At 57.2% G+C, this 11,523-nt stretch carries 8 protein-coding genes and 2 pseudogenes; 6 read left to right on the forward strand and 4 right to left on the reverse strand.

Annotated features, from left to right (window positions below):
• Nucleotides 1–65: 65 nt before the first annotated feature.
• The 3 genes from groL to DW49_RS0126835 form a co-directional block, all read right to left on the reverse strand.
• On the reverse strand, nt 66–1,706 hold the full coding sequence (gene groL, locus DW49_RS0126825) for a chaperonin GroEL (protein WP_005620271.1): 1,641 nt from the start codon (nt 1,704–1,706) through the stop codon (nt 66–68).
• Between the two features lie 49 nt (nt 1,707–1,755).
• Nucleotides 1,756–2,049 carry a co-chaperone GroES gene (locus DW49_RS0126830; RefSeq protein WP_003304675.1) on the reverse strand — a complete coding sequence of 98 codons (294 nt, stop codon included), beginning with the start codon at nt 2,047–2,049 and terminating at the stop codon, nt 1,756–1,758.
• A 254-nt stretch (nt 2,050–2,303) separates the two neighbouring features.
• Nucleotides 2,304–2,798 carry an FxsA family protein gene (locus DW49_RS0126835; RefSeq protein WP_005620272.1) on the reverse strand — a complete coding sequence of 165 codons (495 nt, stop codon included), beginning with the start codon at nt 2,796–2,798 and terminating at the stop codon, nt 2,304–2,306.
• Between the two features lie 319 nt (nt 2,799–3,117).
• On the opposite strand from DW49_RS0126835, the gene DW49_RS0126840 reads away from it, so the two are divergent.
• Entirely contained in the window at nt 3,118–3,876 is a 759-nt protein-coding gene (locus DW49_RS0126840) for an SDR family oxidoreductase (protein ID WP_005620273.1), read from the forward strand.
• Between the two features lie 48 nt (nt 3,877–3,924).
• Here DW49_RS0126840 and DW49_RS0126845 read toward each other — a convergent pair whose 3' ends face one another.
• Entirely contained in the window at nt 3,925–4,932 is a 1,008-nt protein-coding gene (locus DW49_RS0126845) for a DUF481 domain-containing protein (protein ID WP_005620274.1), read from the reverse strand.
• Between the two features lie 164 nt (nt 4,933–5,096).
• On the opposite strand from DW49_RS0126845, the gene DW49_RS0126850 reads away from it, so the two are divergent.
• From DW49_RS0126850 to DW49_RS0126870, 5 genes and pseudogenes are all read left to right on the forward strand, one after another.
• Nucleotides 5,097–5,453, forward strand: a complete 357-nt coding sequence (locus DW49_RS0126850; RefSeq protein WP_024420730.1) for an MGMT family protein — start codon at nt 5,097–5,099, stop codon at nt 5,451–5,453.
• Nucleotides 5,454–5,507: 54 nt separating this feature from the next.
• Nucleotides 5,508–7,058, forward strand: coding sequence for an AmpG family muropeptide MFS transporter (locus tag DW49_RS0126855; RefSeq protein WP_024421536.1), 1,551 nt, complete (start codon nt 5,508–5,510; stop codon nt 7,056–7,058).
• 32 nt (nt 7,059–7,090) lie between these two features.
• Nucleotides 7,091–7,405, forward strand: a complete 315-nt coding sequence (locus DW49_RS0126860; protein WP_003380975.1) for a hypothetical protein — start codon at nt 7,091–7,093, stop codon at nt 7,403–7,405.
• 338 nt (nt 7,406–7,743) lie between these two features.
• Nucleotides 7,744–10,302 (forward strand): annotated as a pseudogene (locus tag DW49_RS01000000128955) (type VI secretion system Vgr family protein).
• Nucleotides 10,302–11,426: pseudogene (locus tag DW49_RS0126870) on the forward strand (T6SS effector phospholipase Tle3 domain-containing protein); the annotation flags it as partial. The pseudogenes DW49_RS01000000128955 and DW49_RS0126870, both read left to right, overlap by 1 nt.
• Nucleotides 11,427–11,523: the final 97 nt, after the last annotated feature.

An 11,523-nucleotide genomic window follows, 5' to 3' on the forward strand; every position in this document is an offset into this window, starting at 1 on the left:
TAAGTGAACAGCATTGCGCACAAGGCGGGGTTCTTTATGGGTGTAGCTTAAGGGGTAGAGCTGGCTTACATCATGCCGCCCATACCACCCATGCCGCCCATGTCCGGCATGCCGCCTGCTGCCTTGTCATCAGCCACGTCAGCGATCATCGCTTCGGTGGTGATCATCAGGCTGGCGATGGAGGACGCGGCCTGCAGAGCAGAGCGAGTCACTTTGGCCGGGTCCAGGATACCCATTTCGATCATGTCGCCGTATTCGCCGGAAGCAGCGTTGTAACCGAAGTTACCCGAACCCTGCTTGACCTTGTCGACCACAACGCTTGGCTCGTCACCGGAGTTGGCAACGATCTGGCGCAGTGGCGCTTCGACTGCACGACGCAGCAGAGCGATACCGACGTCCTGATCGGCGTTGTCGCCTTTTAGACCTTCGATGGCCTGCAGCGAGCGAACCAGTGCTACGCCACCGCCAGGTACCACGCCTTCTTCAACGGCTGCACGGGTTGCGTGCAGGGCGTCTTCAACGCGGGCTTTCTTCTCTTTCATTTCAACTTCGGAACCAGCACCGACCTTGATCACTGCAACGCCGCCAGACAGCTTGGCCAGACGCTCTTGCAGTTTTTCCTTGTCGTAGTCCGAGCTGGTGTCGCCGATTTGCTGACGGATCTGGGAGATACGCGAGTCGATATCGGTTTTGACTCCAGCACCATCAATGATGGTGGTGTTTTCTTTGTTCAGGATGACGCGCTTGGCATTACCCAGGTGTTCCAGGGTAGTGGTTTCCAGGCTCAGGCCGATCTCTTCGGAGATAACGGTACCGCCAGTCAGAACAGCGATGTCCTGCAGCATGGCCTTGCGACGGTCGCCGAAACCTGGAGCCTTGACGGCTGCAACTTTCACGATACCGCGCATGTTGTTGACAACCAGAGTTGCCAGCGCTTCGCCTTCAACGTCTTCAGCAACGATCAGCAGAGGACGGCCAGCCTTGGCGACTGCTTCCAGAACCGGCAGCATTTCGCGAATGTTGGAAATCTTCTTGTCGACCAGCAACAGCAGCGGGCTGTCGAGCTCGGCAACCATGGTGTCCGGCTTGTTGATGAAGTACGGGGACAGATAACCACGGTCAAACTGCATGCCTTCTACAACAGACAGCTCGTTTTCCAGGCCCGAACCTTCTTCAACGGTGATAACGCCGTCTTTGGTCACTTTTTCCATGGCTTCGGCAATGATGTCGCCGATGGAGTGATCAGAGTTGGCCGAGATGGTGCCGACCTGGGCAATTGCCTTGGTGTCGGTGCAAGGCTTGGACAGCTTTTTCAGCTCTGCAACGATGGCGATGGTGGCCTTGTCGATGCCGCGCTTGAGGTCCATCGGGTTCATGCCGGCAGCGACGGCTTTCAGGCCTTCGTTGACGATGGCCTGAGCCAGTACGGTAGCGGTAGTGGTACCGTCACCTGCATCATCGTTGGCACGGGAGGCAACGTCTTTGACCAGCTGCGCGCCCATGTTTTCAAAACGGTCTTTAAGCTCGATTTCCTTGGCAACCGACACACCGTCTTTGGTGATCAGCGGAGCGCCAAAGCTTTTTTCGATGATAACGTTACGGCCTTTTGGGCCCAGGGTCGCTTTTACTGCGTCAGCCAGGACGTTTACACCGGCGAGCATTTTTTTACGGCCAGCATCGCCGAACTTAACTTCTTTAGCAGCCATGATCATTATTCCTTGAATACTTGGTAGTAACGGAAATCAGCGGAAGCACTCAGCCTTCGACGACAGCAAGAATCTCGTTCTCGCTCATCACCAGCAGGTCTTCGCCGTCGACTTTCACTGTGTTGCTGCCGGAATAAGGGCCGAACACAACCTTGTCACCCACTTTCACAGCCAGCGCACGCACTTCACCGTTGTCCAGCACGCGGCCGGTACCCACAGCAACGATCTCGCCGCGGTTAGGCTTTTCAGCAGCCGAACCTGGCAGAACGATACCGCCGGCAGTTTTGGTTTCTTCTTCACTGCGACGGATTACGACGCGGTCATGCAGAGGACGAAGCTTCATTGTCGATCTCCTGATTATGTTTTTTTGAGCGCCCGGCTGATGCACCAGTCGCTGCGGATCCGGACTTGCCGGTAGCGGTTCGACGCGCGAACCGCAGAATACGGTCTGGCCATCAGGCCAGAAACCTTGCGGTGACCCATACATAAGGGCGAGCAAGTTGATTACAAGTCTTGAGCGAGAATTTTTTTACGAAAGAGGCACCACCTGAAAACCAGCGCGGCACCCGAAGGTGCCGCGCTGCCGGGCTGTGCAGGTTACTTGTCGCGGTGTTCGAACTCGCCCTCGATCACATCCGGCTCACGAGTCGGCTGGTGAATCGCGCTGGGACGATGGCTGGCAGGTCCATGATTGGCCTGAGTCTGCAGATCGTCGGCGAAGGCGCGCTGACGCATGGCCTGGTCCTCGGCACGGCGGCGGACCTTGTTGATCAGCAGGCGACGAGTGATCGGCAGCAAACAGATCACCCCCAGAATGTCACTGATGAAGCCGGGCAACAGCAGCAGACCGCCACCCACGGCAACCATCAGGCCTTCGAGCATTTCCTGGGCCGGCAACTCGCCGCGCGCCAGGCTTTCGCGTGCTCGCAGCGCCGTGGCAAACCCGGCCACACGCATCACGAACAGCCCCAGCATGGAAGTCGCGACGACCAGCAGGAAGGTCCAGAGAAAACCGATAGACATCCCCACACGAACCAGCAGAAACAGCTCAAGTACCGGAAATAATAGAAACAGCAGCAAAAAAACACGCATCAAATGAGTTCCTCAAGGGAAGAATGCCTTCCGAGTAGACCGTATGTGATGTCAGAAGGTCGTTAATTCAAGCTCCCTGCGCTTTGGTGACCAATCAATTATGCGCATAAGTCAGCTGAACCTGGGCTTCACGAACGTGTATCGGTGTATTTCAAAGCGACGTGAAACCTTTCATGGCGGTGCCGGGCGACGTAAAAAACGTGTCGCCTGAACGCAAGACGAGCGCGCTGAAACAGCCTATAACGTGCTCTGGCAATGGCATAAGCACTCGCGTTGAGCCGGTGACGCCATAAAAACAATAAACAGATTGGGCACGCACATGGAATTGAAAGACAAGCTGATCATTATCACCGGCGGGGGCCAAGGCCTTGGCAGGGCGATGGCGGAGTACCTGGCCGGCAAGGGTGCCAACCTGGCACTGGTGGACCTCAACCAGGAAAAGCTCGACCAGGCTGTCGCGGCCTGTGCCGCCCTCGGGGTCAAGGCTCGCGCCTATTTGTGCAATGTTGCCAATGAAGAACAGGTCGTGGATACGGTCAACAAAGTTGCCGAAGACTTCGGCGCCGTTCATGGCCTGGTCAACAATGCCGGTATTCTGCGCGACGGCCTGCTGGTCAAGGTCAAGGATGGCGAGATGACCAAGCTGAGTCTTGCGCAATGGCAGGCGGTGATCGACGTCAACCTGACTGGCGTATTCCTCTGCACACGCGAAGTGGCGGCAAAAATGATCGAGCAGAAAAGCCAGGGCGCGATCATCAACATCTCATCGATTTCCCGCGCCGGGAATATCGGGCAGACCAATTATTCGGCCGCCAAGGCCGGTGTGGCGGCGGCGACGGTTACATGGGCAAGGGAACTGGCGCGCTACGGCATCCGTGTGGCAGGCGTAGCGCCTGGTTTCATTGAAACCGAAATGACCGCCAGCATGAGACCCGAAGCACTGGAAAAGATGACCTCGGCCATCCCGCTCAAACGCATGGGCAAGCCGGACGAAATCGCCCATTCAGTAGCTTACATTCTTGAAAACGATTATTTCAGCGGACGCATTCTGGAGCTGGACGGGGCCATGCGGATCTAGTGATATCAAACGCTGAGCGACGCACAGTGCGCGTCGCTCAGTACTGGCTTACCAGCTTACGCCAAAGCCTGCGGTATAGCGGGTCTTGTCGACATCGCCGTTATCCGAGCCGCTGATGACGTTCTTCTCGGCTTTCACGTTAAGCGACGCCCAATCTGTCACCTTGTAACGCAGGCCCGCCTCGACATCCATCGAGTAATCGGCCACACCACTCAACGGCTTGCCCAGTTCGCCGTTGCTGAAGAACTCGAACTTCTTGCCAATCAGGTAACGGTTGTAATCCCAGGTGCCTGCAACGGAATAGAAGTTTTCTTTCTGACCGTTGGAAAACTCGAAGTCGGTACGGTTAAGCAGTGCTCCAACCTTGAACGCACCCAGTTCGTCATCCCACAACTGATAGCCAGGACCGGTACCGACGACGCGCTGACGAGACAGATCTTCGATCTTGTCGCGCTTGTAGGTCACGCGGGCGTCCCAGAAGAATTTCTCTGTCAGGAAGCGGTCCAGCGAGTATTCGGCGCTCCAGTTATCGGTGCCGACCACATCGTCAGTCGTCTCGCGGTTGTAATCGCCTTTGGCGTTATGACGCCATTGGCCATGACGCGCAGAAGTCTTGAACGCAACGTTGTAATCGTTGGTGTCGTTCTCTGCCTGCTGGAAGTCCAGTGCGGCATCAATGTTGCCCTTCCACACCAGATCGGTGATGACCGGCTTGGGCTTGATGATCTGGTGAATGCTTGCCAACTCGACAGTCTTGGGCGCTTCGCCGTTGGCCAGCACCACTTTGCCGTCATCGGCCGCTTGCAACGACTTGGCGACTTCGCCAGTGTGCTCGTCCTGCTTGATTAGCAACGGCTGGTCGCTCTTCAGGGTCTTGACCTGTTTCCAGTCAAGCGCGATAGCGCCGCCGTATTCAGTCTGAAGCAGCAGCTTGCCACCATCGAACACTTTGATTGTGCCGGTCAGCCGGTCGCCGTTCTTCAACCAGACGGTGTCGGCAAGCAATGGAGTAGATACAGCGGTAATTGCAAGGCACAGCAGGGTTCTGGACAACATAAGCGGTAACTAGGCTCTGTTTGGCGGGAAATCGGGCATCATCCTGCAGGAGAACATCAAGGCAATCTCAATCCATGGACCACCGGGCACGGTGGTAACAGACAGTTGCGTTCGATCAAAGTTCCGCGAACGACAATCAATATCGTTTTATACAGGATAAATGTGTGGCCGACGCGGACTTAACATTTCTTTACCCTGACGAACAGTCTCCTGCCGAAAGACGACGTGCTGCTCTTTACCTGACGATGGCGCAAATACCGGAGGGTAAAGTGGTCGCCTACGGGCAACTGGCCGAACTGGCTGGCCTGGGCAAAGCGGCGCGCTGGGTGGGCCGCACCTTGAGCCAGTTACCAGAGGGATCGTCCCTGCCGTGGCACCGCGTGCTGGGGGCCGGCGGTCGGCTCAGTCTGCCGATTGGTAGCGCGTCGGGCGACGAACAGCGGGCTCGTTTGCGTGCCGAGGGCGTCACGATTCTGAACAATCGGATTGATATGCAGCGTCATGGCTGGCGTCCCCTATAGCACAGCGGTTAGAGTGCGCCCTTTGTTTTCGTAACCTGAGGCAGATTCCAGCCCATGCCCCGTAAAACCTGGCGCGCCGCGCTCGCCGCATATGCCAGCCCGTCGACATTAGTGTTACTGCTGCTCGGATTCGCTGCGGGCATGCCTTACATGCTCGTCTTCTCGACATTATCCGTGTGGCTGCGCGAAGCCGGTGTGGCTCGCGAAACTATCGGCTATGCGAGCCTGATCGGCCTTGCCTACGCCTTCAAATGGGTCTGGTCGCCATTACTCGACCAATGGCGCCTGCCTTTTCTGGGCAAGCTGGGGCGTCGCCGCTCCTGGCTGGTGCTCGCACAGAGCCTGGTGATCCTCGGCCTGATCGGCATGGGTTTGTGCGATCCGCAGAAGCATTTGTCCTGGCTGATCGCAATTGCCGTGGTGGTGGCCTTCGCCTCCGCGACGCAAGACATCGCCATCGACGCGTATCGCCTGGAAATCGCCCAGGACACCCAGCAGGCCGCCCTCGCCGCCAGCTACATGTCCGGCTATCGGGTGGCCGCACTGTTGGCGACCGCCGGCGCGCTGTACTTCGCAGAAGGTTTCGGTTCGACAGGTTTTGCCTACAAGCATGCCGCATGGACCGGCACGTACGTGCTGTTCGGCCTGCTAATGCTGCCGGCGCTCGTCACCACGCTGATCATGCGCGAGCCACCGGTGCCGCTGCGTACGCAATTGTCGGCCGCGCGTTATGGCTTCACCCACCAACTGGCCTCGGTGTTTGTGCTGATCGTGTTACTGGTTTCAGTACCCGCGATGTTTACCCAGCTCTACAACACCGACTTCGCCAGCGTGCTGTTCAACGGCACCAGCTGGATGGACCTGTTGCTGGAAGACCGGGCTTTTCTGCGCGCCATTCTCTACACGCTCCTGACCTTCGCCTGCCTGTCGTCAATGGGTCGTCGCGGGCTGGCACCGGTGCTTACACCGATCAACGATTTCATCATGCGCTATCGCTGGCAGGCATTGCTGTTGCTGGGCCTGATCGCCACCTATCGCATGTCGGACACCGTGATGGGCGTGATGGCCAACGTATTTTACATTGACCAGGGCTTCACCAAGGACCAGATCGCCAGCGTCAGCAAAATCTTCGGCCTGATCATGACGCTGCTCGGCGCAGGTGCCGGTGGCCTGCTCATCGTGCGCTTCGGCATCATGCCGATCCTGTTCATCGGCGGCTTTACCTCGGCAGCGACCAATATCCTGTTCCTGTTGCTGGCCGACATGGGACCGAATCTGAAGATGCTGATCGTGACCATCTCGCTGGACAACCTCAGTTCCGGGCTGGCGACATCGGCGTTCGTCGCCTACCTGTCGAGCCTCACCAACCTGAAGTTTTCCGCCACTCAATACGCCCTGCTCAGCTCCATCATGCTGCTGTTACCGCGCCTGCTGGGCGGCTATTCAGGCGTGGTGGTGGAGAAATTCGGCTACCACAACTTCTTCCTGATCACTGCCCTGTTGGGTATTCCAACCCTGGTGATGATCATCCTGCAGTGGAACCGGGAAATACGTACGGCAAAAGCCGAGGCACCCATAGAAGTTTCAGAGATCGAGAAGTCCTGATCGCTGGCTAACCTTTAAATAAAGGAACGAAATTGGACACCGAAAATAAAGGCAGCGCCGGGAGCCCTGTTCCACTGACCTTGATAAGCCTGGGTATCTGGCTGCCGATCATCGGCACCGCTTACCTGTCGCGTGGGCCTGTAGACCCTTCTGCATCAACCGCATTTGGCGGCGGCACGGTCATCCTCGCGCAGATTGAAATCTTCGCCATCATCTTTCTGCTGGTTTATGCCTTCGCCATAAAGCCGTGGCGGCTGTCCAAACGCGTACGCGCGGTGTTTTACGTCAATGCGCTGGCCGCAGTCGTCGCAGGGGTTACGATTATCACGACGCTGGCAAGGATGTAGTGGCCCCCGATTAAAAGCCCTGACGCTCACGCCTCAGGGCTTTTTAATGCCTGCAAAAAACCTTTCGTTCAAAACAGACCTGGCCGGAGTTAGCGGCCCGCAACCCGATAACGGCGAAGATTGCTCTGTCAGAAATGAGCCACAGAATCTTATGAAATGGCCCACGACCCTGTTGGCCAACCTACGCTACTTTAACTGAACGTAACTAGTACAGTTGGCTGGCAACGCACAATGGCGATTTTAAACGTGTGAGCTCAGAAATAAGCGTATAGAATCGCGCCCTTGCCTATATCGGCGCTCTACATCGTAAGAGGCGCCGGTTTTATATCGGAGCAACAATGTTAAAGGATTTAACGGCTGTATTCGCGCCACAAAACCGTCGCCTGATCAAGCTGTCGACCGTCGCCCGAGACGAACAGGAACTGTTGCTGGAAAAGTTTACCGGCACCGAAAGCCTGTCCGAACTGTTCAGTTTTGAGTTATCGATGATCAGCCGCGATGCGGGCATTGAGCTCAAGTCGCAGATCGGCCAGCCGGCGCAACTGGCGATAGAACTGGCCACCGGCGAAGCGCGCTACATCAATGGCTATATCAGTGCGTTCAGCCTGCAAGGCAGTGACGGCGGCCTGGCCCGCTACAGCGCCACGCTCAGCCCCTGGCTGTGGATGCTCTCGCGGCGTATCGACTCGCGGATTTTTCAGGAACAGACCATCGAAGCCGTTATACGCACGGTATTTGAAGCCTACGGCGCATTGCCCGACTTCGAGTTTCAACTCAGCCAGCCTCTCAAGACGCACAGCTACATCACGCAATACCGTGAAAGCGACCTGACATTTGTTATGAGGCTGCTGGAACATGAAGGGTTGTTCTTCTATTTCGATCACGATAAAGAAAAACACACGCTGATCATTCTTGATCACTCGCGTGATCTGTTGCCTCTGCCGCAACAGCCGAAAATCCGTTATCACACGGCGTCCGTGACCGAGACCGCAGACTCGATTACTGAATGGAGCAGCCACCGACGCCTGCAATCAGGGCGCATGTCCATTCAGACATACGATTACAAGCAACCGCGTAACCAGTTGCCGGTCGGTATGCCCAGCCTCAACGAGCAGGGCAACGTCGAATCGTACGAAGTGTATGACTTCCTCGATCACTACAGCCACGGCACGTTCGCTGACGGCGAACATCTGGTGCGCCAGCGCCTTGAAGCGATTGAAGTGCAGGGCAAGACATTCACTGGCCACAGTAACTGCCGCGCCATGTACCCCGGCCATACCTTTGAATTGACCCAGCACTTTGATCACGACCGCGGTTCTGCCGAAGATCGTCGCTTTCTGCTGTTATCGGTCAAGCACGAGGGCTGCAACAATTACCTCTCGGATGAAGACGCAGGCTACACAAACGAGTTTGAGTGCATTCGTCACAAAATTCCGTATCGCCATCCGATCACCGTGCCCCGCCCGCTGATCCATGGCCCGCATACTGCCATTGTGGTCGGGCCACAGGGCGAAGAGGTGTTTACCGATGAACTGGCGCGCATCCAGATCAGGTTCCACTGGCAGCGCGGCGACAGCCTTCCGCAGGGCACCACGTGGCTGAGGGTGGCTATGCCCAGCGCAGGCAGCGGCTTTGGTCACCAGTTTCTGCCGCGCATCGGCCAGGAAGTGCTGGTGACGTTTGTCGCCGGGGATATTGATCGTCCGCTCGTTACGTCAGTGGTCTACAACAACCATAATCTGCCGCCGCGCTTCAGCAAGGCTTCGGGGCTGCCGGGCAACCGCACGCTGTCGGGGATCCGCACGCAAGAGCATAAAGGCAGCGGCTTCAACGAATTGCTGTTCGATGACACCCCCGGTTCGCTGCGCGCACGCATGGGCACGACCCATCAGGCCACGGCGCTCAACCTGGGCAAACTGACCGACCCACGCACCGATGGCACCGCCCAGCCGCGTGGCAACGGCGCAGAACTGCGTACCGATGCTGCCATTGCGCTGCGTGCCGCGCAGGGCATGTTGCTGACCACTTATGCGCGCACCGACGCCAAAGGCTCGTAACTGGACCGCGAAGAGCTGCTCAAACTACTGGCCGAGTGCGGCGAGCTGTTCAAATCCCTCGGCGAAACCGCTGCCGCTCGCGGTGGTCAGGCAGTGGACGTCAAAGGCATCGAAGCCTTGCGTCAGTCGCTCGATCAATGGCCCGCGCCGGAGAGCAACAGCCTCGGCGACCCGGTTCTGGCCATGACCGCCGCAGCCGGTATCACCAGCGCCACGCCGCGCTCGCAGGTTCACTACGCCGGCGAAAATCACGACACCACCGCGCAGGACAACCTGCAATTGACCAGCGGCGCAGCCCTGCACCTGCAAGCGGGCAAAGGGCTGTCGGCCTTCGCCCAGGACGCCGGTATCAGCGCCATCGCCAACCGGGGCAAAGTGCTGGTGCAGGCCCAGGAAGACGACATCGCCCTCAATGCCCAGAAAAACCTGCACGTCTCGGCTGTCGAAGGCGAAGTGGTCATCACCGCGCCGACCATTCGCCTGGTCGCCGATGACGGCAGTTACATCAAGATCGGCGGCGGCGTCGAGATTGGCTCGCAAGGCAAGGTCACCGTGCACGCCAGCGAACACGACTGGATCGGCCCAAAAACCGACAGCGCGTCGATCCCCTCGTTCGGCCGCGACCCCGCCGCCCAGCAGGTCACCTTCCACTACCCCGGCCACAGCGAAGCAAGCCCACGGGCAGCGGCGGACCATTCTTATGAAATCAAACTGGAAGATGGCAGCACAGTGAAAGGATTGACGGACGCAGGCGGACTGACAGAGCGAGTGGAGCGCGAAATGATGCATCAGGCACACGTCTCGGCATTACGCAGCGGCACACCCAAAGGAGGTGCGTAATGAACGGTGCAGATGAGTACGCCGTTGCCCAAGGCAACACACGACTGATCCCCAACCTCAACACCACCTGCAAAATGGAAGTGCCCGCCGACCTGCCGGGCGTGGTGATCTTTTTGCATGGTGTGAACGATCCGGGGGCTTCTTATGAGTCGGTGGAGACGGGGTTGTGTCAGGGGGTGAATGAGCGGCTGGATCGACCGGATCTGGTGCCGGGGCGGTATGGGGAAAAATACAAAGAAGCAGGAAACGTCCCCTACGAGAAAAGGGACAGTGACCAGAAAGTCATCCTCGATGATCCTGATACTTATCTCTACCGGCGCGACGCATCTGATCCGAAAACCCATAGCCTGCTAATTCCCTTTTATTGGGGACATCGGGCAGCACCCGATCAAATCAAGCGTGATGACGCGGGCGATCCGTTCAGAATGCGTAATCAGTTTCAGGACATCAACGGCAACCGTCTGGACCGACACTTTGCCAAAGCGGGAGGTTTTATTGCCAACGCGACCAATAACATACCGGATGTCTATGGTGAAGGTTTTAGGCCCAATCTGAAAAGCATCGCTCTGGAAACGTTTAAGCCAGACAACGCTTTATATTTTGGTCACTCGCCAGCGCGGCACTATTGCGTATTGGCGGCTCACCGTTTGGCTATGCTGATACGCGAGATTCGTCGCGTGTCGCCTGACGAGACCATAACAATCATGGGTCACAGCCAAGGCACGATAGTCACCTTGCTGGCGCAAGCGTTGCTGGTAGATGGAGGAGATCGTTGCGCAGATACTTTTATCATGGTTGATACGCCTTATTGTGTGTTGCCTGGTAACACTCCCAAAGACCAAGACACATTTTCAACGCTGGTCGGGATCGTAACTGCGATAACCAATACGCCACACACACAACCAGCCATGTCAGAACTCAGGGATGCTAAAACCTACTGCGGCAGAAGCGGTTCGCGATGGTCACCCACTCAAGGTATCCGCAAAAATAAAGTGGGCAGCATGACCGTCTTTCCCGAGCGTGATAACCGAGGAAAGGTGTATCTGTATTTCTGCCCGGATGACACCACTGTCTCACTGGATGACGTCCAAGGCATCGGGACCTATGGAATGCCCGATGCTCTACTGTGCCGTCTCAAAATTAACTTCTCTCATGCCTGCGTGCTCATTGCCGCGCGGGCTCGCTGTATTTTGTTCAAAATATCTTCTCCCTTAGCGTTCC

The sequence above is a fragment of the Pseudomonas avellanae BPIC 631 genome (assembly GCF_000444135.1).
GTDB classification, from domain to species: domain Bacteria; phylum Pseudomonadota; class Gammaproteobacteria; order Pseudomonadales; family Pseudomonadaceae; genus Aquipseudomonas; species Aquipseudomonas avellanae.